Annotated in this window: 27 protein-coding genes; all 27 read right to left on the minus strand. The window is 47.9% G+C overall.

The window, feature by feature from the left end; genetic code table 11:
* Positions 1 to 25: 25 nt before the first annotated feature.
* Entirely contained in the window at positions 26 to 913 is an 888-nt protein-coding gene (locus tag BN3279_RS20570; protein ID WP_059053518.1) for a MinD/ParA family protein, read from the minus strand.
* Positions 910 to 2325 (minus strand): flagellar biosynthesis GTPase FlhF, encoded by a 1416-nt coding sequence (flhF, locus tag BN3279_RS20575; protein WP_059053519.1) that lies wholly within the window; start codon positions 2323 to 2325, stop codon positions 910 to 912. Before flhF ends, BN3279_RS20570 begins: the two co-directional genes overlap by 4 nt.
* On the minus strand, positions 2322 to 4358 hold the full coding sequence (flhA, locus tag BN3279_RS20580; RefSeq protein ID WP_059053521.1) for a flagellar biosynthesis protein FlhA: 2037 nt from the start codon (positions 4356 to 4358) through the stop codon (positions 2322 to 2324). The genes flhF and flhA overlap by 4 nt, the downstream gene beginning before the upstream one ends.
* 23 nt (positions 4359 to 4381) lie before the next feature.
* On the minus strand, positions 4382 to 5470 hold the full coding sequence (gene flhB, locus BN3279_RS20585; RefSeq protein ID WP_059053523.1) for a flagellar biosynthesis protein FlhB: 1089 nt from the start codon (positions 5468 to 5470) through the stop codon (positions 4382 to 4384).
* Between the two features lie 14 nt (positions 5471 to 5484).
* Positions 5485 to 6273 carry a flagellar biosynthetic protein FliR gene (fliR, locus tag BN3279_RS20590; RefSeq protein WP_059053525.1) on the minus strand — a complete coding sequence of 263 codons (789 nt, stop codon included), beginning with the start codon at positions 6271 to 6273 and terminating at the stop codon, positions 5485 to 5487.
* A gap of 12 nt (positions 6274 to 6285) precedes the next feature.
* Positions 6286 to 6555, minus strand: a complete 270-nt coding sequence (fliQ, locus tag BN3279_RS20595) for a flagellar biosynthesis protein FliQ (RefSeq protein WP_059053526.1) — start codon at positions 6553 to 6555, stop codon at positions 6286 to 6288.
* A 40-nt stretch (positions 6556 to 6595) separates the two neighbouring features.
* Positions 6596 to 7357, minus strand: coding sequence for a flagellar type III secretion system pore protein FliP (gene fliP / locus BN3279_RS20600; protein WP_059053528.1), 762 nt, complete (start codon positions 7355 to 7357; stop codon positions 6596 to 6598).
* Complete coding sequence (locus tag BN3279_RS20605) at positions 7354 to 7890, minus strand: flagellar biosynthetic protein FliO (protein ID WP_059053530.1); 537 nt, start codon at positions 7888 to 7890, stop codon at positions 7354 to 7356. The genes fliP and BN3279_RS20605 overlap by 4 nt, the downstream gene beginning before the upstream one ends.
* 9 nt (positions 7891 to 7899) lie before the next feature.
* Positions 7900 to 8265: a response regulator gene (locus BN3279_RS20610; protein ID WP_018750925.1), complete on the minus strand. Its 366-nt coding sequence runs from the start codon at positions 8263 to 8265 to the stop codon at positions 7900 to 7902.
* Positions 8266 to 8293: 28 nt separating this feature from the next.
* Positions 8294 to 9520 (minus strand): flagellar motor switch phosphatase FliY, encoded by a 1227-nt coding sequence (gene fliY, locus BN3279_RS20615; RefSeq protein WP_059053532.1) that lies wholly within the window; start codon positions 9518 to 9520, stop codon positions 8294 to 8296.
* Complete coding sequence (fliM, locus tag BN3279_RS20620; RefSeq protein WP_059053533.1) at positions 9510 to 10508, minus strand: flagellar motor switch protein FliM; 999 nt, start codon at positions 10506 to 10508, stop codon at positions 9510 to 9512. The genes fliY and fliM overlap by 11 nt, the downstream gene beginning before the upstream one ends.
* Before the next feature lie 48 nt (positions 10509 to 10556).
* Entirely contained in the window at positions 10557 to 11030 is a 474-nt protein-coding gene (locus BN3279_RS20625; RefSeq protein WP_059053535.1) for a flagellar basal body-associated FliL family protein, read from the minus strand.
* On the minus strand, positions 11027 to 11251 hold the full coding sequence (locus BN3279_RS20630; RefSeq protein WP_059053537.1) for a flagellar FlbD family protein: 225 nt from the start codon (positions 11249 to 11251) through the stop codon (positions 11027 to 11029). Before BN3279_RS20630 ends, BN3279_RS20625 begins: the two co-directional genes overlap by 4 nt.
* Positions 11252 to 11327: 76 nt before the next feature.
* The gene (gene flgG, locus BN3279_RS20635) at positions 11328 to 12152 is read right to left on the minus strand and encodes a flagellar basal body rod protein FlgG (RefSeq protein WP_059053539.1); all 825 of its coding nucleotides are present in this window, start codon (positions 12150 to 12152) and stop codon (positions 11328 to 11330) included.
* 92 nt (positions 12153 to 12244) lie between these two features.
* Positions 12245 to 12628, minus strand: coding sequence for a TIGR02530 family flagellar biosynthesis protein (locus tag BN3279_RS20640; protein ID WP_059053541.1), 384 nt, complete (start codon positions 12626 to 12628; stop codon positions 12245 to 12247).
* A complete protein-coding gene (locus BN3279_RS20645) occupies positions 12625 to 13122 on the minus strand; it encodes a flagellar hook assembly protein FlgD (RefSeq protein WP_059053543.1) in 498 nt (165 codons plus the stop codon). The genes BN3279_RS20640 and BN3279_RS20645 overlap by 4 nt, the downstream gene beginning before the upstream one ends.
* A gap of 24 nt (positions 13123 to 13146) precedes the next feature.
* Complete coding sequence (locus tag BN3279_RS20650; protein ID WP_059053545.1) at positions 13147 to 14562, minus strand: flagellar hook-length control protein FliK; 1416 nt, start codon at positions 14560 to 14562, stop codon at positions 13147 to 13149.
* A gap of 43 nt (positions 14563 to 14605) precedes the next feature.
* Positions 14606 to 15562 carry a MotE family protein gene (locus BN3279_RS20655; RefSeq protein ID WP_059053546.1) on the minus strand — a complete coding sequence of 319 codons (957 nt, stop codon included), beginning with the start codon at positions 15560 to 15562 and terminating at the stop codon, positions 14606 to 14608.
* Positions 15563 to 15604: 42 nt separating this feature from the next.
* Positions 15605 to 16048 (minus strand): flagellar export protein FliJ, encoded by a 444-nt coding sequence (gene fliJ, locus BN3279_RS20660; protein WP_059053548.1) that lies wholly within the window; start codon positions 16046 to 16048, stop codon positions 15605 to 15607.
* Positions 16049 to 16058: 10 nt separating this feature from the next.
* A complete protein-coding gene (gene fliI, locus BN3279_RS20665; protein WP_059053550.1) occupies positions 16059 to 17375 on the minus strand; it encodes a flagellar protein export ATPase FliI in 1317 nt (438 codons plus the stop codon).
* Positions 17359 to 18225 (minus strand): FliH/SctL family protein, encoded by an 867-nt coding sequence (locus BN3279_RS20670; RefSeq protein ID WP_059053551.1) that lies wholly within the window; start codon positions 18223 to 18225, stop codon positions 17359 to 17361. Before BN3279_RS20670 ends, fliI begins: the two co-directional genes overlap by 17 nt.
* On the minus strand, positions 18218 to 19234 hold the full coding sequence (fliG, locus tag BN3279_RS20675) for a flagellar motor switch protein FliG (RefSeq protein WP_059053553.1): 1017 nt from the start codon (positions 19232 to 19234) through the stop codon (positions 18218 to 18220). The genes BN3279_RS20670 and fliG overlap by 8 nt, the downstream gene beginning before the upstream one ends.
* 11 nt (positions 19235 to 19245) lie before the next feature.
* Positions 19246 to 20829: a flagellar basal-body MS-ring/collar protein FliF gene (fliF, locus tag BN3279_RS20680; RefSeq protein ID WP_059053554.1), complete on the minus strand. Its 1584-nt coding sequence runs from the start codon at positions 20827 to 20829 to the stop codon at positions 19246 to 19248.
* A 31-nt stretch (positions 20830 to 20860) separates the two neighbouring features.
* The gene (gene fliE, locus BN3279_RS20685) at positions 20861 to 21169 is read right to left on the minus strand and encodes a flagellar hook-basal body complex protein FliE (RefSeq protein WP_232436899.1); all 309 of its coding nucleotides are present in this window, start codon (positions 21167 to 21169) and stop codon (positions 20861 to 20863) included.
* A 47-nt stretch (positions 21170 to 21216) separates the two neighbouring features.
* Entirely contained in the window at positions 21217 to 21666 is a 450-nt protein-coding gene (gene flgC, locus BN3279_RS20690; protein WP_059053556.1) for a flagellar basal body rod protein FlgC, read from the minus strand.
* A 6-nt stretch (positions 21667 to 21672) separates the two neighbouring features.
* On the minus strand, positions 21673 to 22080 hold the full coding sequence (flgB, locus tag BN3279_RS20695) for a flagellar basal body rod protein FlgB (protein ID WP_059053557.1): 408 nt from the start codon (positions 22078 to 22080) through the stop codon (positions 21673 to 21675).
* A 409-nt stretch (positions 22081 to 22489) separates the two neighbouring features.
* On the minus strand, positions 22490 to 23896 hold the full coding sequence (gene hslU / locus BN3279_RS20700; protein ID WP_059053559.1) for an ATP-dependent protease ATPase subunit HslU: 1407 nt from the start codon (positions 23894 to 23896) through the stop codon (positions 22490 to 22492).
* Between the last annotated feature and the right edge of the window lie 27 nt (positions 23897 to 23923).

Below are 23923 nucleotides of genomic sequence, written 5' to 3' on the forward strand. Positions count from 1 at the left end.
TCCACTCCTGTTCCTTCACGAAGAATCATTTTGCTAGCTTTAACCATTTGTGCATAAATCCCTTGATTCCTGATAAAGTATCTCTCGGCTTGGTTTGCGGAACATTCAGATACTGGAACGCCAATCGCTGGACATCCCGGGCAGCCATACAACCGGGGAATGCGACAGAGAAAGGAATCTGCTTCTTGACCGCCTGCATGACATGCGGATCATCATGGATATAACCAAGCGTAGGGATGTCCATGTCCAGAAAGCGCTGGGCTACGAGCGAAATTTTGTCGGCCACTTGCTTTGCTTCCGGCTCTCCCGTAACCCTGTTGATCACCAGTCGAAAGTTAGCCTCTGTTTCCATCCCATGCACCACTTTAATTAATGCATAAGCATCGGTAATCGCCGTAGGCTCTGGCGTAGTAACAACCAGACACTCGTCTGCGGCCATGATGAATTTCAGCGTTTCCTTCGACAATCCCGCTCCGGTATCAAAGATGATGTAATCCATTTCGTCTGACAATGCTTCAATTTGCGAGGTGAAGATATTCAAATCCGCTTCCGAGAGCGAAAAAAGATCGGCGAGGCCGGAACCTCCGGCGATAAAGGGCAACGCCTGCGTGCCCAACTCGATGATCTCGTTAATATCTCTTTCGCCCTTTAATAAATGATACAAATTGTACCTGGACCGCACCCCCATCAGGACGTCGATATTTGCCATCCCGATGTCGGCATCAAAGAGCAGAACCTTACATCCCAGCGTCTTTAAAGCAAGGGCGAAATTCAACGTGAAATTGGATTTGCCCACACCGCCCTTGCCGCTGCTGACGGTAAGAATCCGAGCTGCCCCTTTACCGACTCGGGGCTCGCCAGAGTTTACCCTTGAGGACACCAGCTTTCGGAGCGTCTCAGCCTGATCATTCATAGCTGCTGCTCTCCGAGCAGAATATCCACCAGGAGCTTCTCATCAGCGTGCAGCAGATCATCAGGCACATTTTGACCATTGGTCAGGTAACAGACCTGGAGAGGATATTGTCCCAGCAGATTGTAGATAGGACCAAAGCTCTCTGTTTCATCCAGCTTCGTGAAGATCACCCGGGTCAAATCATACCTGCTGAAATGCTCAGTAATTCGTTTCATATCCTGTGACTTTGAGGTCAGACTCAACACAAGATAGGTTTCACTTTCGTCCGAAGGGGTCAACAGACTGTGTAGCTCCGCAACGAACAACTCATTTAAGTAATTGCGGCCGGCGGTATCCATCAGGATTAAATCACAATGCTCCAAACGCTGCATCGCACGCTGCACATCGCCAGGAGACTGCACAACCTCCATTGGTACATTTAAAATGGAAGCATACGTCCTTAGCTGTTCGACGGCCGAGATACGGTACGTATCCGCCGTGATGAACCCAACCTTCTTCTTGAGACGGAAAATCTGATCAGCCGCCAGTTTCGCGATAGTTGTAGTTTTCCCCACGCCAGTAGGTCCGGCAATGTACACTATCCGCGTGCGCTCCCCGATACCGGAGCTGACTCTCCCCTTCAGGAAGGATTCGATGGTCTTCCTCGTGCGCTCCAGCACATCCTCATCGCTTAAGCTTCTTCCAGAGATCATCCATTTGTCGTAAACCTCGTCGACCCAAGTCTCAATCCACTCTGGCGTCACTTCCTGATCGGTCAGTCGCTGGCGAATCTCCAGCAACTTGGGCGGCAATTCCCGCTCATCTCCCTGTTTCTTAGCCAACTGACTCATCCACAGCTTCATCTGGCGAATCTCTTCCAGCAAAGCCTCTTCCTTCTTATGCAGTTCCGGACTCACCTGCTCAGGAATAAGCGAAGCGGTATCCAGAGCCGAAGCTCGCTTGATGGCTTCTCCGAATTGCTCCGCCGAAATGGCGGAACTTTCTGATCTGGAGGGAACCTGAGCCTTGAGTGGAGCTGTATTCACAGCAGGCTGTGCCGTTAACACCTGTGACCGTTCCTCCCGCTCCTGCAACAAAGTTGCCGTTACCACTGATACCGCCTTCTCTTCGGAAGAAGCGGATGAGGCTAACTGCGCCGATTTGCGATAAGCTTCCGGCACAGCACGACGGGCAACAGGCGCGGGAGTCGCTGGCTTGGACGCTTGCGGTCTGGTTCCAGTTCCCTTCGAGGCGGGAGCAGTATGGCTCTCCGTTGCTGCGATGACTTCAATCTTCTTCTTGCGAAACATTCCTAGAAAACCGCCTACCTTCATATCCTTGGTACTCAAGATGACGGCATCCGCTCCAAGCTCATTCCTGATTTTCAGCATAGCGTCAGGCATTGTGTCTACGATGTAGCGCTTCACTCTCATAAATTCACCACCCCGACACTCTGAATTTCAACATTCGGCTCTAATTCGCTGTAAGACAATACCGGGATATCCTGCATGCTACGCTCAATGACCTGGCGCAAGTACATGCGGATGGTTGGAGAGGTCAAGAGAATCGGCTGATGTCCTGTCTGGATCAAGCGATTGATCTGCTCGGTCAACTTTTGGAACACCGTCTGCGTCGATGCCGGATCAAGGGCCAGATAGCTACCCTGCTCCGACTGCTGCACACTCTCTGCAATTTTCTTCTCCAGTGTAGGTCCTACGGTAATGACTCGCATCGTTTCGCCTGGCTGCGTAAACTGCTGGGTAATCTGCCGGGAAAGAGCTTGTCTGACATATTCGGTCAGCACATCCGGGTCCTTGGTATATGTCCCGTAATCCGCCAACGTCTCAAAGATCGTCACCATATCACGGATAGAAATTTTCTCCCGCAACAGCTTGGCCAACACCTTCTGTACATCGCCGATAGTCAACACGGACGGAATAAGTTCATCCACAAGCACGGCATAGCTTTCCTTGAGGTTATCGACCAGGGCTTTGGTCTCTTGACGTCCAAGCAGCTCATGTGCATGTTTCTTGATTAATTCCGTTAAGTGTGTAGCAACTACAGATGGTGGATCCACCACGGTATAACCTGACAACTCTGCCCGATCCTTGGAGGCTTCATCAATCCAAAGGGCCGGAAGTCCAAAGGCCGGTTCCTGGGTCTCAATACCCGTGATGCTATCGTCCTCCATCCCGGGACTCATGGCCAAATAGTGATTAAGTAATAATTCACCGCCGCCTACGACATTTCCTTTTATTTTAATGACATATTCGTTCGGTTTTAGTTGAATATTGTCGCGAATTCGAATCACCGGTACGACCAGCCCGAGTTCAAGGGCACACTGGCGTCGAATCATAATAATACGGTCCAACAAGTCTCCACCTTGCCCCGTGTCCGCTAACGGAATCAACCCGTAACCAAACTCGAATTCGATAGGGTCTACTTGTAACAGATTGATAACACTCTCCGGACTCCGTACCTCTTCGATCTGTTGTTCCTCCTCCTGCTGCTCCTGTTCGACAACGCGCCGATCGATGTTTTTCTGCATTCGGAAAGCCGCAAAGATGAGCAAACCGGCGAAGGGCAACGTGGTCCAAGGACCAATTGGTGTAAACAGCCCCAGCAAGGCAATCGTTCCGGCTACGATATATAGCAGCTTAGGATAAGCCAACAATTGTCCGGTAATATCTTCACCAAGATTGCCTTCGGAAGAAGCGCGGGTCACAATTAACCCCGCCGCCGTAGAAATCAACAGCGCTGGAATCTGACTCACCAGACCATCCCCGATGGTCAGCAGTGAGTACGTGGACATCGCTTCGCCAAACTCCATACCATGGATTGTCATCCCGATGATGAAGCCGCCGATCAAGTTAATAATGAGGATAATGATACTGGCGATGGCATCACCTTTAACAAATTTACTCGCCCCGTCCATTGCCCCGTAAAAGTCAGCTTCTCTCTCTACTTTTCTGCGGCGCTCGCGTGCCTGCTGTTCATTGATCATGCCCGCATTGAGATCAGCATCAATACTCATTTGCTTACCTGGCATCGCATCGAGGGTAAAACGTGCAGCAACCTCAGCCACACGCTCGGAGCCTTTAGTGATAACGATAAATTGAACAACCACGAGAATCAGGAAGACGACAAAACCGACAACGGGTTCCCCCTGGGAGACCCATGAGCCGAACGTGGCCACAACGTGGCCGGCTTTGGCTTGCCCCAGAATCAGCTTGGTGGTCGACACATTCAGCGCTAGGCGGAATAAGGTCGTTATGAGCAACATCGCCGGAAATATGGAAAATTGCAGTGCTTCCCTGGTGTTCATCGCGACGAGCAAAATAATTAATGAGAGCGAGATATTGATAATTAATAAAAAGTCCAACAACCATGTCGGGATCGGGACGATCATGAGCAGAACAATACCTATAATGCCAACAAGGATAAATATTTCTTTGAATTTTTTCATCGTTGTTCCCCTCGATCCCTTCATCATCTAACCTTGCCTTTGAGTTTGTACACATAGGCCAATACTTCAGCTACAGCCTGGAACAGATCGGCGGGAATGGTCTCCCCGATCTCGGTCCGTTGAAACAACGCCCGAGCGAGTGGCCTGTTCTCCATCGTGATGATTCCATGTTCCTTAGCGATTTCCTTAATACGAAGCGCCACATAATCCTGACCCTTGGCAACGACCTGCGGAGCCTCCATTTGTGTACCGTCATACTTGATGGCAACAGCGAAATGCGTAGGGTTCGTAATGATTACGTCAGCCTTGGGGATCTCCTGCATCATCCGCTGCAGCGCCATTCTCCGTTGTCTTTCGCGGATTTTCCCTTTGATCAGCGGGTCCCCTTCCATCTTCTTATACTCGTCCTTGATGTCCTGCTTGGACATCTTCAAACTCTTCTCATGCTCGTATCTCTGGTACATATAATCCAGTACCGCCAGCACGATAAGAGCGGCTGCAATTTTGATCCCCAGATTCATGGTCAGACGAGCTGTAAAGTGGAAGGTGTCTTCTATGGACAAATGCCCTAGAGAAGCGATGGTCCCTCGATAGCCCCAAATCGTTGAATATACGAGATAACCAATAATGGAAAGCTTGAACAAGGTCTTTAAGAACTCTACCAGCGACCTCATAGAGAAAATATTTTTAAATCCTTTAATAGGATTAAGCTTGCTGAACTGCATCTTCAGCGATTCTCCGGTGAGCATAAATCCTACCTGTCCATAGCTCACTATCACAGCGATAACTACGACGACGAGGAAGATAGGAGCCAGCAACAACAGAATCTGAACTCCCAAATCACTGAACATCGTCATCACATTTTCCTGAGTGACATTCATCGACATTCGGTGGTAAAAAACATCAGTGAACAAAATCACCAGGCGTTCCTTGATGTATCCTCCGAAAAAAGTGAGACTAAGAAAACCGGCTAACAGAATGAAGGCACCCGTTAAATCCTGGCTTTTGGCGACCTGGCCCTTTTTGCGGGCATCCTGCCGCTTCTTCGGGGTCGCTTTCTCGGTCTTCTCTCCGGCAAAAAGCTGTAGGTCCAGCGAATACCGATACGCCATTTCAATCCCCCATCCTACGTCGGTCTTCGGCCGATCGTGCTGAGCAGATCATGCAGCGCATTAAACAGCACTTCGAACAAAGATTGGAACGCGTAAATGAAACTTGGCACCAGGATGAGCAAGACGACCAACCCAACGATAATCTTAACCGGAATCCCGATTACGAAAATATTGAATTGCGGCGCAGTACGCGCCAGAAAACCAAGTGCTACATCCGTGACGAACAAGGCAACGACCAGCGGAGCAGCCAATTGGAACGCCAAGAGAAAGGCATGACTGAACGTCTGAACAAGAAATTCTGCCAAATTTCCGTTATATATTTTTTGGAATAAATCATTGGACAACGGAATCCACTGATAGCTGCGAATCACGGCATCAATGAGATAGTGATGTCCGTTCATACTTAGAAACACCAGCGTTGCGATAATATACTTGAGATTACCGAGTACCGGTGCAGAAGCACCTGTCATCGGATCGATGACATTGGCGATCCCGAAGCCAATCTGAATGTCAATAAATGAACCAGCCATTTGAATAACATTAAAGATTAAGTTGGCTACATAACCCATGAGCAGTCCGATTAGCACTTCACGGATAATGTACAAAACATAGTTCAGGTCGTTTGGCACCGCCTGTTGTGTACCAATAGTCAACAAGATTACGAGCGCAATCATTCCCGAGAACCCAACCTTGAATGTGTTGGGAACAGAACGGGATGAAAAAATCGGTGTTACTACAAAAAAAGCGGTCATTCGACAAAAAATCAGCATAAATACAGAAATACCTTGCAGTAAAGTCTCCATAATCACCGATGCCTAACCGATATAACTAGCAAGGTTATTTAGTATGCCATACGTAAAATCAACCAAAGTAGTCAGAATCCATGGGCCAAATATCAATAAAGCGATCAGTACAGCGATAATCTTGGGAACGAAGGCCAGCGTCTGTTCCTGAATCTGGGTTGTCGCTTGAAAGATGCTTATCAGGAGCCCCACCGTTAGTGCGATAAGCAGCATCGGTGCACTGACTTTCAGTACGGTATACACGGCTTGTCCGGCCAGACCGATAATAAATTCCGAACTCATAAACCGTCTTCCCCCTCCCTGAATAACCTACTGCACTTCTCTATGGATTAAAGCTGACGAGCAATGATTTGACGATTAAATACCAGCCGTCAACAAGCACAAACAGCAGTATTTTGAAAGGCAATGAAATCATGACCGGCGGTAGCATCATCATCCCCATCGCCATGAGCACACTTGAAACGACAATGTCTATGATCAAGAATGGAATAAAGATCATAAAGCCCATTTGAAACGCTGTTTTCAGTTCGCTGATAGCGAAGGCTGGAACCATGACAGACAACGGAATATCTTCATAGCTATTTGGCTTCTCCATCTTGGTGTAGCCCATAAACAATTGAAGATCCTTCGTTCTCGTATGGGTATACATAAACTTCTTCATCGGTACAGCGGCCTTATCCAATGCCTCCGTTTGCGTGATCTCCCCCTTAATGTAAGGCTGGAGAGACACTTCATTAATGGTAGAGAGCGTTGGACTCATGACGAACAACGTCAGGAACAGGGCAAGACCGATTAACACCTGGTTGGGCGGCATCTGTTGCGTACCCAAGGAGCTACGGACAAAGCCAAGCACGACGACAATGCGAGTAAAGCTCGTCATCAGCACCAATATAGCGGGCGCAATGCTAAGCACCGTAATCAGTAGAATAATAGAAAGTGAGCTGGTGCTTGGTGTCCCTCCCGAGTCTCCGATTTGAATATCTATATTCGGAATCGGATTGACTGGCTCGGCAGAAGCGACGGTGACAACAAGCACACTCCACAAGGCCAGCAACAAGCTGACTATCAGCACTTTTTTCTTCATGAATCCCTCAACCGATCTGTAGATTGTTCTTCCGGCTCTTGTAGCAGTTCTTCCATCTGCCGCTTCCGATCCGGCAGCTTACGCAGTTGTGACTGGAACACCTCATGAAAAGCGGTGCCTTCCAATTCCTCTTCTTGCGGTGGCTCCTTTTTGAAACGGGAGATCAGACCAGAAATGCTGGATGCGAGGCCTGACAGTTCGGTTCCTTCCGACTCAAATGCTTGCTCCAGTACAGCCACCTCATCCGGATCGGATATTTTATCAATGAAGGAAACATCCTCCCCTACACCGATGAGGTATACATGATCTCCAATTTCAATAACCTGAAGAGATTTGTTCGGGCCAAGGCCAACGGCTCCCAATATCCGGATGGAGCGACTCTGAGAAAAGTACCGGTTCCGCTTGCCTAGAAAACGGGCCAATATAATAATCAACGCCACAATAAGGACCAGAACAACGATTACGGTAACCAAACTTCCCCAGACATTAACATCACCGGTAACAAACTGAGAATCCTGCTGCCCCAAAGTCATCTCTAAACCCTACATTCCAAGCGTCTTGTTGATCGCTTCAATAACACGGTCAGATTGGAAAGGCTTAACGATGAAATCTTTTGCCCCCGCTTGAATAGCATCGATGACCATCGCTTGCTGCCCCATAGCAGAACACATAATCACTCTAGCATTTGGGTCCATTTTCTTAATTTCTTTTAATGCAGCAATGCCGTCCATTTCGGGCATCGTGATATCCATCGTAATCAGGTCAGGATGCAGCTCCTTAAATTTCTCCACCGCTTGCGCGCCGTCTTGAGCTTCTCCCACAACTTCAAATCCGTTTTTTGTCAAAATGTCGCGGATCATCATTCTCATAAAAGCTGCATCGTCTACGATTAGAATTCGGTTTGCCATTGATTTAAAATCCTCCCTAAACTATCTACTATTGTAATTTTTGAATGCGGTCCCATTGGCTAACGATATCCGTAACGCGAACGCCGAAGTTCTCGTCAATAACTACGACCTCGCCTTTGGCAATCAACTTGTTGTTGACCAGAATATCTACAGGCTCACCAGCAAGCTTGTCCAACTCAATAATAGAGCCTTGCGATAATTCCAGGATATCTCTGATTTGCCTTTGGGTCCTTCCTAATTCTACGGTGACTTTCAGGGGTATGTCCATCAGTAAGTTTAAATTATTTTCTTCAACTTGACCGAAGGGTGGATTCCCCAGGTTTGCAAACTGCACGGGTTGTACATTCAAATTGCGTCCGGGAGCAGTTCCGTAATGATGTGGCTCTGTGTAAGGCTGACCTTGCGGAGGATAACCGTAAGGTGCAGAAGGTTGACCATACTCGGCCGCTGGCGGCTGCTGATACGCCGGTGCTGGCACTTCTGGAGCGGCTGCCGACATTGGCGGAGCTGATACTGAAGGTGCTGGCGGAGCTGCCGTTGCCGCTGCTTCTAAAGACGCGCTTTCCGTTGTAGATCCGCTGATCAAACTATGGACCATTTCTTTGGAAAACTTCACAGTGAGCAACTGCATAATAGTCGAATCAATTAAGTCTCCAATGGTCAAGCGGAAAGATATCTTGATCAAGGGATCCGCTTCCGGCAAGCTGCCAAGTCCATGTCCACTCGTCATATTGAGAATATCGATACCAGGCGGCGAGATATTAACAAACCGATTGAAGATAGTCGACATCGAGGTTGCTGATGAACCCATCATCTGGTTCATGGCCTCTTGAACAGCACTGATATGGATTTCATTTAATTCCTCATTCGCCGGATTACCTTCTCCACCCAGCATCAAATCAGCAATAACTTGAGCATCGCGGGTCTTGATGACCAGAGAGTTCATCCCTTCAAAACCATCAACATACTCGACGTGAATAGCTACATGCGGCTTTGGAAATTCGGCTTCGAACTGGGCTCGCGTAATGACTGATACCTTCGGGGTCGTAATGTCCACTTTCTTATTCAGCAGTGTAGACAACGCAGTTGCTGCGCTACCGAACGTGATATTGCCGATTTCCCCAAGAGCATCCTGCTCCAGTGGCGACAATACATCATCAACCGTCGGTTCCGCTGGCGCTGAATCAGATTCCTGATTAGCCTGCTTCAGCAGGGCATCGATCTCTTCTTGGGACAAATAATCTTTACTCGTCAAGTTCCTCAACTCCTTCGGTGACAATTTCGTCAATTTGCACAGCAACCCGGTCTTTTAACGTCCCCGGACTACCGATGTATTTAAGCCTGTCCCCAATCCGAATATGCAGCCCATCTTGTACCGGTTTGTTCAGCGAGATTACATCGCCTACGGAGAGTCCCAGGAATTCGCGTATCGTGAGTTGTGACTCCCCTAGCTCCGCAATAATTGGCAACTGAGCTTTATGGACCCGATTGCGCAGCGCTTCAACCTCTTCGGGAACACGCGATTTCTTCTGTGATACAAACCAATGGTGAACCGAAAGCTTCGGCATAATAGGTTCGATAACAACATGTGGAATACAGAGATTGATCATCCCGGTCGTATCGCCTATCTTGGTGCTTAAGGAAATAAGTGCAATCGTCTCATTAGGTGAAACAATCTGCATAAACTGCGGGTTTGTCTCAAGCCCTTCCATCCTCGGACTAATGTCTATGATGGTTTTCCAGGCTTCTTGCAAGCTTTCAAAGGCTCGGCTGAAAATGCGTTCCATGATAATCGTTTCAATCTCTGTCAGCGCTCCAAACTTGGAAGGTGCTGTTCCCAGCCCACCCAGCAGCCTGTCAAGCATGGCGTAGGCAACGTTGGGGTGAACCTCCAACACCATTCTCCCCTCCAACGGCTCCGCCTCAAAAATGTTCAGAATCGTCATTTTGGGAATAGAACGGATAAACTCATCATAAGGAAGCTGCTCTACCTGAACCACACTAATCTGAACAAACGTGCGAAGCTGGGCCGAAAAATAGGTGGTGAGATAACGGGCAAAATTCTCATGAATCCGGGTCAAGCTCCGAATATGATCCTTGGAAAATCTCACGGCTCGTTTAAAATCATAAGCCCGGATTTTCTTCTGCGTTTCTTCCTTCTTCAGTTCCTCGGCATCCATCTCTCCGGATGACAGCGCGGCAAGCAGTGCGTCAATCTCATTCTGCGATAATACATCAACCAACCATCTCACCCCCTTGGAAAAACTCGTATTCGGTCGATATTAGTAGATTCAAATTCTAGTCATAATAAAGTTGGTAATATCGATCTGAATCAAATTCCCTTCCGGCAACGATTTGTTGATCAGGTTGAGTAGCTTGGTACTCAGATTGTCTTTCCCTAATGCCCCAGTCAGTTCCTCCGGCTTGGTGTCAGCCAACGTCTTAATGATAATTGGCTTAATCTTGTAATCCTTAATTTTGTCAAAGGATTCCTTGGAGATCTCGTTATCCAACTGGAAGGCAAAATTCATGACTACCACGTAATTCGGATCTGACAAGTTTGTCTTGATATCATCGATTGTTGCTGTCACTAATACAATCTCATCCGCTGATAACTGTCTAGTTTGCGCTACACTGTTAACAGCACTTCTCACTTCTGTGCCGGGCTCAGGTTTGTTCATTTGATTCACCAGCAAGAAGGCAGCCAGTACGATCAGGGTGACAGCCAGCAAAATCGTCATCAGCCAAGGCAGCATTTTCTTCATGACCATTCCTCCGTTTGTTGCACTTTAATAGTTGCTGCGTGGATGCCGATTTCCTGGTAATATTCCTTGACCATCGCAATCACATCGGCCGCCTTCTCCAGCACAATAATACGCTTGCCCGTTACAAGGGTGACGTATGTATCCGGTGTTTCTTCCACCGTTTCAATCATTATTGCATTAAGCCACAACTGTGAACCGTTCAAGCGCGTTACAGAAATCATGATTTCCCTCCTGAGTGATCATGGGACCGGATAAGCAGCCCGGGAAGAACGGGTCCCTCCCAGGCTACCCACTAGCTTATCGTTTCAGGTTAACGACTTCCTGTAGAACTTCGTCAGACGTAGTGATAATCCGCGAGTTGGCCTGGAAGCCACGTTGAGCCACGATCATCTCGGTGAACTCCCCAGTGAGGTCAACGTTGGACATTTCCAACTGACCGGATACGACAGCGCCCGTTCCCTCTTCAGCATTATTAGGGTTGGTGTATTCAAGCTCCCCTTCTGCAATAGCATTCAAAGAAACACGGTAGAGGTTGCCACCAATCTTTTCAAGCCCCTCGGGATTCGTCACTCTGGCTATGCCAAGTTGGTCACCCTGCTCAGTCGCTCCTGCAGCTGTCTTCAACATAAAAAATCCATCAGAAGCAATCGTAAAAGCCGTGGTTTCTTCAAAATCAATGGGTTCAAGTACGTCTCCACCGGCATTACAAACTAGCAGCCCGTCTGACGTAACCAATTGACCTAATGCGTCCAAATGGAAATCCCCTGCCCGTGTCAGGAACGGAACTTCTTGATCTGCAGTCAGCTTCACCAGGAAAAATCCGTCCCCATCAATACGCAAATCCAGCGGATTGTTGGTTGTCATGGCACTACCGCCGGTGTGAAGCGTGTCGATTGAACCGATGGATACACCCAATCCCACTTGCTTCGCATTAACACCACCGGATTCACCATCAACGGGAGCCGTAACTCCGGAAATCGTTTGGCTCATAATATCCTTAAACATCACTCGCCCAGCCTTAAAACCAACTGTATTTACGTTAGCGATATTGTTACCGATAACGTCAAGCTTGGTTTGAAAGCCGCGCATTCCGGATACGCCAGAATACATAGATCTTAACATTCTTTCATCCTCCTCTTTGATTGTCTTGCTCTGAAGCCGCTTCAGTCGATCCGCGGTCTTCCTGGCTTCCGTACCCGGTCCAGCCAGTCTAGTTAGGCAATAATTACTGCGCTATCAATTTGCGTGAATACATTATCTTTCATGCTGCTGCCATCCATTGCAGTCACAACCGTACGGTTATCCACATTCACAATTAGGGCCATATCCTTCATCAGGATTAGCGAGTCCTTCGCCCCTTTGGCCGCCGCACTGTCAATGGCTGAACCGATTTGATGAAGCTGCTCCGGCTTCAATTCAATCCCCCGCTGCTCCAATCGTTTGACCGCATGACTGCTAAAATGCACTAGTTGATCCTGCAGCATATCCTTAAAGGATGCTGTTTGAGGGGTATTCGCTTGAACCGCTTTGCTCTGTTGCAAGTTGCCGGGTTGCAGTCTACCCGCATAGAACTGTCCAACCTTTATGGGGACATTCATGACGGATCAACTCCTTGCTCTGTCTCTTCCTCAACAGGCACTGAAACTTGTTCAATCTGCGAGACTTCCAGCTCTCTGGCTCCGATTTTGACATAATGAACACCACTGCGTACAACGATGGAATCCACAATGCCACTATCCCTCTCCTGAATGACTTCAGGCTGACCAGTAACCACATCATAATTACCTGTTTTCGTTTGGCTAATCCAGGTTACTTCTTTGCCAATCAAGCCTGATGTATTCCCCAAGGATTCGCCCATCTTGCTGATCTGATCAGAAATGTTGGTCAGTTGCTCTACTGAAGTAAACTGAGCCATCTGGGCAACCATTTGTGTATTATCCATAGGTGATAGCGGATCCTGATTTTGCATTTGAGCCATCATCAGCTTCAAGAAAGCGTCCTTGCCTAGCTCATTGCTTTTTTTACTTGCTTTTTCTACATTCGCTTGCGAGTAATTCGGCCACATTACAGAGGATGTATACGTATCTGCCATGAAATTACCTCCTTTCCGCCTAATTTAAGCTCTGGCTACAAAGGAACTACCGTAATCCTGCTCCTTGGCCTTCACTTCAGCTATCCATTCATTCCACTCTTCATTAAGATCGTGGATAGTCAGAAGATCATCTTCCGCCAGTTGTCTGCGTTTCTCAGCTTGCTTCTGCCCTGTACCATTCCCGGATTGACGTCCATCATCATGATACATATGGGAGGACAATGCTGTATTCTGCGTAACTTCCAATTTGCTGACTTGCAGCCCTTGCGATTGGAGCGCAGCTCTTAATTGCGACATTTGTTGCTCCAGAGATTCCTTGGCGAAGGCATGTTCCGTTACGAATTGAGCCGTTAACAGCCCGTTTTGCATCGTAATTTTCACATCAACTTGGCCCAAATGTTCCGGATACAGCGAAATTCTCGCCTCTGAAACACCTTGCAATTTGACGATCTCCAGTTTGTTGACCAGGAAACCACTCATTTCTTTGCCAAAGTTCTCAACTGGCACTGGCTTAGCTACTTGCTTCAAGGCAGCAACACCATGATCTCTCAAGGCTAACTGTCCGGCGGTCACGATATTCCCCGTTTCCAGACTTGTATCCGGCTCTCCACCTTGACCATCGCTTACCGAGTCTGCCGAAGCTGCTGACGTTCCAATTACTTGAGCAAATTTAGCTGTCGAAACATCCGATGCTTGTTGTCCTTGCTGCAATGGAACTGATAGGTTACCGTTCTTCAGCCCCTTGGAATGTTCTCCTGAGTTGCCTTGCCCACCAGCCGTAGCTCCTGACCCGGCGACTACCTTGGCTTGTGTAGTTAAGTTCGTTAATTCAGCACCTTTGAGGTTCAGGGTCTTGGAATCTGACGCATCTGGCAGATCATTAAGCAGGCTTTGCAACGTCTGCAACATCATCTTGACCTGATGCTGATTCTCCGTACCAGAAGCCGACTCGCTTGACGACAGTAATTGAACCAATGCATCCTGCACGGCAAAACGTATCGTTTCCGCGTGCTGCGCCAATACCGGCAGAGCATGTGCCTCTTGATTTCCGTTGTCTGCAGTTCCGGCATTCCCCGGCAGAACTAACGTTTGGAGAGATTGCAGCCAGCCCTGGAGAACAGATAACAACGTGGAATCATTTTGCAAGGCCTCATCAAGCTTGGGCAGATCCTGCAGGAGATTTTCAAGTGCTGCATTTAGCTCAGCATCAGTCCCCTCAGCCTCTGCACCTTCCGCCAAACCTGTCAAACCGACCAAAGCCAGCAGGGACATCGAGGTCTGACCTTCCTGTGACTTTGCATCACCCATCAGCATAGAAATAAGCTTCTGATCAAAGGAAGCGCCGCTACTTTGACTTGCTTCTGCTTTACCACTGGCTCCGTACCACAAAGCATTTGTCGTCGTCTTACCCGTAGTTACATTCGTAATTGCTTGACTCATTTTCATTTTCACCTCCTTTCAAGCAAAGATGGTTATAGCACCCTTATTTCGAGACAAGTTGATTCAAGATTTTCACAGAAGTTTTTTCATCCGCCTTCGTCATTTCGGCCAATATATCCGACCGCGCCGAGCTGTTCACCGACTTCATGATTCTCAGACCTTTATCCGGGCTTATTTTGTAGGTCTGTAACACAAGCTTTGCGGCCTCGGCGGCCGGCATAGCTGAGAAGGTTTGGCTTAGCTCCGTATCATCCAACGCCGTTCCCGTAGTTGACGAAGCCTGATCGGTCTCTGCTTCTTTCTTCAATCTCGATTGCAGAGCAGCAATGGCCAAATCGTCTGCCTCTTTGACATCTTTCAATTTAATTGAAATGTCGGCTGCTTTTTGCGGATTCATCTTCTCTAAGATGGCCACCTTGCCCTCATTATTCATGGCATTAAGCATTTGCACCGTTTCTTCCGTAGTTAACTTATCGAAGATAGCCGCCGCTTTGCTAGGGCTCATCCCTGAGTATAACTGTGCTAGCTTCTTGACTTCCTTCTGGTAAGCCTCTGCTTCTGCCTTCTCTTCCTCTACCTGCTTCTGCACCTGCGCAGCCGCAAGCTGTTCTTCCAGTTCTTTCACCTTTGCTTGCTGGGCCTCGGCTTGCTGAGCCGCAGTTTGCAAATCCGTATCCTGCTTAGCCACTTGCTCCTGGAGCTGCTTTACCGCAGCATCTATACTCTTCTGCTGCTCTTTCAATTCCTTTTCCTTATCTGCGGCCAGCTTCTGCTCCTGCTCGTCTTCCGTTCGCTCCGGGTCCGGAACGAAGTCCCTTACGACAGGAATGGCATCGGCCCACCGGTACATCATGTTACGGAAATCCATATTAAATAAGGTGAGCATAACTCCCAGTAGTACAACCGTGAATAGAATCGGCGTCGCAAAAAACAGAAAACGCGAAAATCCTCCGCCTGATTCTTCCAACTCCTCGTCCAGCTCCAGATCCGTTCTAGCCATTAATCCCCCTCCTTCGACAAGTCCATGTCAATCCCGCTATCCTTAACGGGCTCTCATGGCAAACCGGACAGTCGCCATCTCATCCAGCTCGTTTTGTTCCCGAAGAAGCAGTTCGTGCTGAAATTTGTCTTTGGCTTTTTCCTTCGCTTTTAGCCAAACCTTCTCATCCAACAGCTTGCCGTTCAATATAGTCTTTTTTTGCTCCACGTTTATTTCTGCCCTTCGGATATCCCCAAGCTTCCGCTCAATGGCCTGCTCCATGTACTCCATATAACGCTGTAATTCCTGGAGTTTGACCATCGGAGCTCTATTGGCCATCTCATATTGCAGCACCGCAGCGGTCTGTTCTTGCTCCTCCAGCAGTTGTTCGAGGGAACGTTGCTCAGATTGAAGCTGTCCTACCGCAGCAGAGAGCATCCACTCAGCTTGCGTCTTCTCGTTTGATTTCAAATCCACAACTTTTTGATAGACATAACGGAACCTCATCCTTTAAGGGTCATCTCCTTGCAAATTCAGAAATTAAACGATCCTGTACTTCGGCAAGCGTTACCTTCTCATCTACCTTCTGCCTTGTGAACGCCCAAATGCTCTGGATATATCCAATGGCTTCATCAATGTCTGCATTGGAGCCTGATTGATAGGCTCCGATATTAATCAAATCCTCGGAATCCTTGTATACCGCCATCAGTCTCTTCAAATTCTCCGCAGCATCATTTTGCTCGTCCGTCACGATATCCTTCATAACACGACTGATACTGGCTAGAATATCGATGGCAGGAAAATGGCCCTTGTTAGCAATGTTTCGGTTCAGCACGATATGTCCATCCAGAATTCCGCGTACCGCATCGGCGATCGGCTCATTCATATCATCGCCGTCTACGAGAACCGTGTAGAAAGCGGTAATTGATCCTGATGGGCCTGTCCCCGCCCTCTCCATCAGCTTAGGTAAAGCTGCAAATACGGATGGGGTGTACCCACGCATTGCCGGAGGTTCACCAACGGCCAGTCCCACTTCACGAAGCGCCATAGCGTACCGGGTGACGGAGTCCATCATCAACATGACATTCAATCCACGATCCCGAAAATATTCAGCAATGCTCGTTGCAATTAGCGCACCCTTCATCCGAATCAAGGCTGGCTGGTCCGAAGTAGCTACGATGACCACTGAGCGTTCCAGTCCTTCCGGTCCCAAATCCCGCTCAATAAAGTCCAGCACCTCACGTCCACGTTCCCCGACCAGGGCAATCACATTGACATCAGCCGCCGTATTGCGGGCAATCATCCCCATCAGGGTACTCTTCCCGACACCGGAACCGGCAAATATCCCTACGCGCTGACCCTTGCCGATGGTCAGCAGGCCGTCGATAGCCCGCACCCCGATACTGATAGGTTCAAGTACACGGGGACGATTCAACGGATTGACCGGCTTACTGTAGGTCGAATGATGGCTCATTCTTGATGGCAACAATGACCCATCCAGGGGTTGCCCCAAGCCATCGAGCACCTTGCCAAGCAGTTCAGAGCCTACTTGTACAGTAAGCGGCTTACCCGTTCCTACAACATCACAGCCTGGGCCAATTGCTTGTAATTCCCCAAGGGGCATCAGCAACACCTTGTTATCACGAAAGCCGACAACTTCGGCTTGCAGTGGCTGTGAAGCCTTGCTGGGATAAATGTAGCAAAGCTCGCCTATGCTGGCATCCGGGCCTTCGGATTCAACCATCAGTCCTATGACTTGCGTGACCTTGCCGTTAACCCTGACCGGATCAAGCTGCTTGAGATGATCGATATAACGTTCAGCGTTCATACTCATCGTTCCCTTGCCCCCGATCCTCCGACTGCAATGAAATGCGAAGCAACTCTTTCTTGATCTCCGCCAGTTGAGTATCGATTCGCGCGTCCACACTTCCAAACGATGAGCGGATGACACAACCGCGATCCTTAACTGTAGGGTCTGGAAGAATTTGCAGCTCTGCCTGGGAGTCGATGGCCAAGGTTAATTCCTCACGCGCAGCTTGTACAAACGAGAAGTATCCCGGGGATACACATAACGCAATGACTCCCTGCTCTCTCTTCCGAGCCAGACTTTTTCGGATAAGCTCCAGAGTGTATTCCGGCTCCAGAGAGAGTTGCTTGTCGATAACCTTCTCGGCAATCGCGGAGCTCAAGTCAACCAAGAATGGCTCCGCTTCCTGAATAATACGATTCTTCTCATCATAAGCATGCTCTAGGACTGTGCTAGCTTCACGCATCATTTCCTCAACCTTGGATCGCATCGCTTCCTCGGCTTGAACCTTGCCTTCTTCATAACCTTGATTGAAGCCTTCCGCTTTCAGAGCTTCAATCATATCCTCATCCTGTTCACGGCGTTCTTGCCACCAAAGTTCGATTTGTTCCTTGGCCTCCGTCAATAACTGTTCGGCCTTGTCCGAAGCCTCCCTGACCTGCTGTTCAGCAAAATCCTTGGCATCACTCAGCATCTGCCGCCTCGCTTGCTCTGCCTCAATATCTTCGGGAGAGGGAACAACTTCCTTCACCTGCTCGCGCTCGGCAGGAGAATCTGTCACTTCCTCCGCCGCAGGAGCAGCGTAAGACTTGGCTAAATCTAGTTGCTTCAATATTTCAACGGGAACATACTGCGACACCTTGATCAGGTTAGACAACGATGTCATCTCCTCCGCCACGGGCAATGATAATCTCACCCGCTTCTTCCAATCTGCGGATGGTAGCTACGATACGCGTTTGAGCTTCTTCAACGTCACGCAGCCGTACCGGCCCCATATATTCCATTTCTTCCTTGAATGTCTCGGACATCCGTTTGGACATATTGCGGAACACCGCTTCTCTGACCTCTTCGCTGGCCACTTTGAGGGCAAGCTGCAAATCGGCATTTTCGAGATCGCGGATAATACGTTGAATCGAACGATTGTCGATATTGACAATATCTTCGAACACAAACATGCGTTTCTTGATTTCTTCGGCCAATTCCGGATCTTGAACCTCCAAGGAATCCAGAATCGTTCTCTCTGTCCCGCGGTCTACCCCATTCAGAATCTGTACGATGGACTCAATGCCACCCGCGCTGGTGTAATCTTGTGTTACCGTTGCGGACAACTTCTGCTCCAGCACGCGTTCCACTTGAGAGATAACCTCAGGAGAGGTACTATCCATGACCGCAATTCTTCTGGCTACTTCGGCCTGCTTGTCCTGAGGAAGCGAGGACAGAATCGCCGCGGCTTGTTCAAATTGCAAGTAGGATAGAACCAAAGCAATCGTTTGAGCATTTTCATTCTGAATAAAGTTCAGAATCTGGCTTGGATCAGCCTTTCTAGCAAAATCAAAAGGTCGAACCTGCAAGGTTGCCGTCAGACGATTGATGATATCGACGGCTTTGGATTGACCCAGTGCCTTCTCCAAAATTTCCTTGGCATAGTTGATACCGCCCTGACTGATATATTCCTGAGCCAGGCAAATTTGGTGGAATTCAGCCATAATCATATCTTTGTCCGCGCTATCCACCGTACGGACATTGGCAATTTCCAACGTTAATTGTTCAATTTCATCATCCCGCAAGTGCTTGAAGATTTGGGCCGATACTTCTGGACCCAATGTAATCAGCAATATTGCGGCTTTTTGTTTCCCGCTTAAAACCGGGCTCGCTGTTTTTGACAATGCGTTCACCCCTATTCGTCAGCCAGCCAGGTGCGAAGCAAGTTAACGAACTCATCCGGCTTCTTCTGGGCCAGTGTTTCCAATTGTTTGCGCACTTGGTTCTCATTCGTGACTGTATCCAAATTAATTGATGGAAACTCCGGAGCGAGCGGTAATGGAATTTCTTCCTCCACTTCCAGGTCTGGCTTGCTGCGACGACGGAACAATACGATGCCGAGAGCGGTCAAAGCCAGCAGTGCTGCTGCGCCAACTCCCCATACCCACGGGCTGGACAAGGTCAAGCCAGCCTTTTGTGCATCTCCCGAATGAAAAGGTTGGGACAATACCGAAACTTTTCTCTGCAATTCCTCGTCTGTATAAGTAGTACCTGAATCCGCCAAGTACGATCCGACAATATTAGATAGAATATTCTCAATCGCCAAACGGGTATTCTCATCCAAAGTTTGTTCACCCTCAGGTGGTTCAACAGCAACATTGATGGTTAAATCTTTAATAACATAAGGGCTGGCGATAATATCCTTGGTAATTCTGTTGACTTCGTAGTTAATCGTCGACGAACTTTCTTCTGACGACGATCCCCCACTCTCTTCTGCCGAAGGATAATTAACGACATCCTCTTGCCCTGTCCCGGGCACACCGCTATCCGGACTTGCACCTGTGTAGCTCTTTTGAATCCGTTGAGCGCTGATTTCAATCCCTCTCATATTATCCGTGTCTACCGGAGTGACGAGGTTATCCTTTTGACTGATCTGATCAAAATTCAGCTTGGAGGCTACCAACACTTCTATTTTGTCTGGACCGGTCAATTTGGATAGAAATTGCTTCACGCTTTGGCGAACATCGCTTTCGAACTTCTTCTGTAGCGCCATGTTCTCCTGAACGGCTGTCGTAAGCGAGCCCGATGAGCCGCCTTGCCCTGTTGGAAGAAGCACGGTGTCATCGCTGGCCGATAAGGAGATGTTCTCTATCGGCAAGTTAGGCACGGATGTCTTGACCAAGTTGAAATATCCGTCAATCGCATCTTGATTAGGACGATATCCCGGCTTGAACGACATCACGATGGAAGCCGTTGCCTTTTGTTGTTCCTCCGCACTGGCAAATACATTTTCTGCCGGAAGGTTAATGAGCACCTTGGCATCGTTGATGCCTTGCATCCGTTTAAGAAGTTGTTCTACTTCGCCGTTTAACGCGCTCTTATATTTGACGTTAAACTCGTTGTCGGTCATCCCGATCAAAGAAGAACTTTGGTTAAACGCTTCTAAACCGATGGAACCGTTCTGTACGATGCCTTGCGATCCAACGTCGACCTTCACACGAGCAGCATCTTTGCTGGGCACCGATATGGTCGATCCATCAGATCCAAGCTGATAAGGAACACCCGCTGATTCCAAGTGGGTAATGATCCCAGCCGCGTCGGTAGAATCCAGATTTGTGAAAGCTACCTCATATTCGGTCTTGGAGAATTGGATCGTCAGCAAAATAATAGCTAGCATAATAAAAGCAATCGTTGAGATCAGTAGTATTTTTTGTTTTTGACTGAATTGGTTCCAGTATCCGGTTAAACGATCCCGATACTGTGTAATTCTCTCATTCACAATGTCACCTCATCCGAAGCATGTTCGAGCATTAAATTTGCGTACGCATAATCTCTTGATAAGCTTCTATCACTTTATTGCGGACTTGCGTAGTCAATTGCAAACTTAACAAAGCTTGCTCCGAGGCGATCATCATTTCATCGGCGTTCACTTTGCCCAAGAGGAACTGATTGTTCACTTGCTGTGCATTAACTTCCTGAGCGGCAATACCTTCAATGGCATCATTCAGGAAAGCACCAAACTGCTTGATCGATCCCGCGGGAGTCTGCGACTGCGTCTGGCTGGTCAGTTGTGTTCCGGCCAATGGCTTTACAGCGTCAAAGCTCATTCTCTCAATCAACGTCAACACTCCTAACTACAAGTTATAAGTTATCTATCATCTATCTACTATTTACCGATTTGCAAAGCCTTGGTAATCATCGCTTTACTTGCATTGAGCGCGGTCACATTGGCCTCATAGGAGCGAGTAGCCGAGATCATATCGACCATCTCTTTTAAAATGTCTACATTAGGCATGTATACATAACCTTCATTGTCTGCATCAGGATGAGTTGGGTTATAAACCGGTTTGAACGGAGCCGCATCCTCCTGAATTTTGGTGATTTTGACTCCTTGACCAACTGCCCCTTTTCCCATAGCTGAGTCGAGAGCACTATTGAAATCAAGTTCTTTAGGAGCCATAACAACGGTTTTGCGGCGGTAAGGAACAGCCTTGCCATCCTCGACTCTGGATCGAGTCGTTTCAGCATTGGCGATGTTCGAGGAAATAACGTCCATACGAAGACGTTGTGCGGTTAAAGCCGAAGAGGTGATACTAAAACTGTCGCTGATCTTCAATGTTCATTATCTCCCTTCCACAGCAGTTCGTTTCATTTTAATCAGATAGTTCATTTGTTCGATATAAGCGTTGTAACGCAACTGATTGTTTGCAAGCTGTGTCATTTCACTATCGATATCCACGTTGTTTAGGTTATTATTCATAACCGTGTTCTCGTCCGTTGTCACCAAAGGCTCAGGGACGCCATTCGTTGGACCTATAACGAAATGCCTGGAATTAGTTCTTTGTCCTTGCAACTCGGGCACTCCATCCTTCATCTCGGCTTGCAGCATATTTTCAAAAGCTACGCTCGAGCGTTTGAAGTAGGGAGTATCTACATTAGCAATATTATTGGAAATAACCCCTTGCCGAATATTCGCGGCCTGAACGGCTGTTTCTAGTCTGTCGAACCCTACTCCGTTCAACAATTGCACTTCATTTCCCTCCCCTGCTTCATCAAATTACCTTAAATTTCATTATTCAACAAACAGTACGCAAATCCTCTTTTTTTCGACATTATTTTGCTAATCATTGTCTTTCTTTTTATCTTTCTTATGTCCTAGACGAAAAAACGACTAATAATGTCATATATCCTAAGTTTCACGGAGATTCGACATTATTACAATAAGAAAAAAGCCCTATCTTTCCAAAATTCCATGTAATTCATTTATATTATTATATAATTATGGTATTTTTTCAATATTAATGTAAATGCATTAAGGCGATATTTTGTAGATTTTGTCAGATAAACAAAGGACCATCCGCCTGTATCCGGCGAAATGCTCCTTTGTTAACAATTTGTGAAAATCGTCTCAGGTCCCAGTCAGAAACTTTCATATCAGCTTACAAGATGAACTGACTAAGGTCACGATCCTGGGCAATATTTCCCAGTTTTTCTTTTACGTATTCCGGGGTGATCATCATTTTATCAAGGGTTAGCTCTGGAGCCTCGAAGGAAAGGTCTTCCAGAAGCTTCTCCAGAATGGTATGCAATCTTCGAGCTCCAATGTTCTCCGTATTGGAATTCACTGCCGCTGCAATACGGGCAATTTCTTGGATTGCTGCCGCAGAGAACTCAATTTCCAGGTTCTCCGTGCGCAGCAACTCCACATACTGCTTGGTTAATGCGTTCTGAGGTTCCGTCAGAATAGACACGAAATCCTCCAGTGTAAGGCTGCTAAGCTCTACACGAATCGGGAAACGTCCCTGAAGTTCGGGAATTAAATCCGAGGGTTTGGCAATGTGGAAAGCCCCTGCTGCGATGAACAAAATATAATCCGTTTTGATCGGGCCATATTTAGTCATGATCGTCGAACCTTCAACAATAGGTAAAATGTCCCTTTGAACGCCTTCACGCGAAACATCCGGACCTCCACCCTGGCCACTGCGACTTGCTACCTTATCAATTTCATCGATAAAAATAATACCGGTTTGCTCGGCACGTGTTACCGCCTCTTGAACCAGATCATCTTGATCGATCAATTTGGCTGCTTCCTCTTGGGTCAATACCTTACGCGCTTCCTTGACCGTCAATTTTCTTTTTTTGGTGCGTTTGGGAAGGAGGCTGCCGAACATTTCCTGCATGTTCATGCCCATCTGGTCATTGCCCTGGCCGGCGAACATATCCATCATGGTCGGGGTGTTATCCTCCACCTCTACTTCAACGATGTCGTCCTCCAACTGGCCGGACAGCAACTTAAAGCGCAATTGGCGGCGACGTTCGGTCAAGTCGGCATCTTCCGTGCTGGATTCCTGTTCAGGCGTCTCATTGGCATTTCCGCCCCCAAACAGCATCTCAAAAGGATTACGCCCACCTTTGGCTTTATTATCAGAGGGTACAAGGATATGAACCAAACGCTCGTTAGCCAATTCTTCCGCTTTATCCTTTACTTTCTCCGTACGCTCCAGCTTAACGGTACGTATCGCCGTTTCGATAAGATCACGGACCATAGATTCCACGTCACGGCCCACATACCCGACCTCCGTGAATTTGGTCGCCTCTACCTTGATAAACGGCGCACCGACCAATTTGGCGAGCCTGCGGGCTATCTCCGTCTTACCCACCCCGGTCGGACCTATCATCAGTATATTCTTGGGCACGATCTCATCTTGCACTTCTTCATGAAGCAGGCTACGACGGTAACGGTTACGCAAAGCGACCGCGACCGATTTCTTAGCCTGTTTTTGTCCCACGATATATTTATCAAGCTCCGCAACAATTTGTCTTGGCGTTAAATTCTGATCAGCCATTTTACGTCCCCCCAAACTATGTTCTTG

This window comes from Paenibacillus senegalimassiliensis, from assembly GCF_001486585.1.
In the GTDB taxonomy this organism is placed as follows: Bacteria; Bacillota; Bacilli; order Paenibacillales; family Paenibacillaceae; genus Fontibacillus; species Fontibacillus senegalimassiliensis.

Excerpts from the sequence above, each read along its gene's own strand:
- BN3279_RS20570 (WP_059053518.1), bottom strand. The coding sequence starts at position 913 with ATGAATGATCAGGCTGAGACGCTCCGAAAGCTGGTGTCCTCAAGGGTA.
- flhF (WP_059053519.1), bottom strand. The coding sequence starts at position 2,325 with ATGAGAGTGAAGCGCTACATCGTAGACACAATGCCTGACGCTATGCTG.
- flhA (WP_059053521.1), bottom strand. The coding sequence starts at position 4,358 with ATGAAAAAATTCAAAGAAATATTTATCCTTGTTGGCATTATAGGTATT.
- flhB (WP_059053523.1), bottom strand. The coding sequence starts at position 5,470 with ATGGCGTATCGGTATTCGCTGGACCTACAGCTTTTTGCCGGAGAGAAG.
- fliR (WP_059053525.1), bottom strand. The coding sequence starts at position 6,273 with ATGGAGACTTTACTGCAAGGTATTTCTGTATTTATGCTGATTTTTTGT.
- fliQ (WP_059053526.1), bottom strand. The coding sequence starts at position 6,555 with ATGAGTTCGGAATTTATTATCGGTCTGGCCGGACAAGCCGTGTATACC.
- fliP (WP_059053528.1), bottom strand. The coding sequence starts at position 7,357 with ATGAAGAAAAAAGTGCTGATAGTCAGCTTGTTGCTGGCCTTGTGGAGT.
- BN3279_RS20605 (WP_059053530.1), bottom strand. The coding sequence starts at position 7,890 with ATGACTTTGGGGCAGCAGGATTCTCAGTTTGTTACCGGTGATGTTAAT.
- BN3279_RS20610 (WP_018750925.1), bottom strand. The coding sequence starts at position 8,265 with ATGGCAAACCGAATTCTAATCGTAGACGATGCAGCTTTTATGAGAATG.
- BN3279_RS20625 (WP_059053535.1), bottom strand. The coding sequence starts at position 11,030 with ATGAAGAAAATGCTGCCTTGGCTGATGACGATTTTGCTGGCTGTCACC.
- BN3279_RS20630 (WP_059053537.1), bottom strand. The coding sequence starts at position 11,251 with ATGATTTCTGTAACGCGCTTGAACGGTTCACAGTTGTGGCTTAATGCA.
- flgG (WP_059053539.1), bottom strand. The coding sequence starts at position 12,152 with ATGTTAAGATCTATGTATTCTGGCGTATCCGGAATGCGCGGCTTTCAA.
- BN3279_RS20640 (WP_059053541.1), bottom strand. The coding sequence starts at position 12,628 with ATGAATGTCCCCATAAAGGTTGGACAGTTCTATGCGGGTAGACTGCAA.
- BN3279_RS20645 (WP_059053543.1), bottom strand. The coding sequence starts at position 13,122 with ATGGCAGATACGTATACATCCTCTGTAATGTGGCCGAATTACTCGCAA.
- BN3279_RS20650 (WP_059053545.1), bottom strand. The coding sequence starts at position 14,562 with ATGAGTCAAGCAATTACGAATGTAACTACGGGTAAGACGACGACAAAT.
- BN3279_RS20655 (WP_059053546.1), bottom strand. The coding sequence starts at position 15,562 with ATGGCTAGAACGGATCTGGAGCTGGACGAGGAGTTGGAAGAATCAGGC.
- fliJ (WP_059053548.1), bottom strand. The coding sequence starts at position 16,048 with ATGAGGTTCCGTTATGTCTATCAAAAAGTTGTGGATTTGAAATCAAAC.
- fliI (WP_059053550.1), bottom strand. The coding sequence starts at position 17,375 with ATGAGTATGAACGCTGAACGTTATATCGATCATCTCAAGCAGCTTGAT.
- hslU (WP_059053559.1), bottom strand. The coding sequence starts at position 23,896 with ATGGCTGATCAGAATTTAACGCCAAGACAAATTGTTGCGGAGCTTGAT.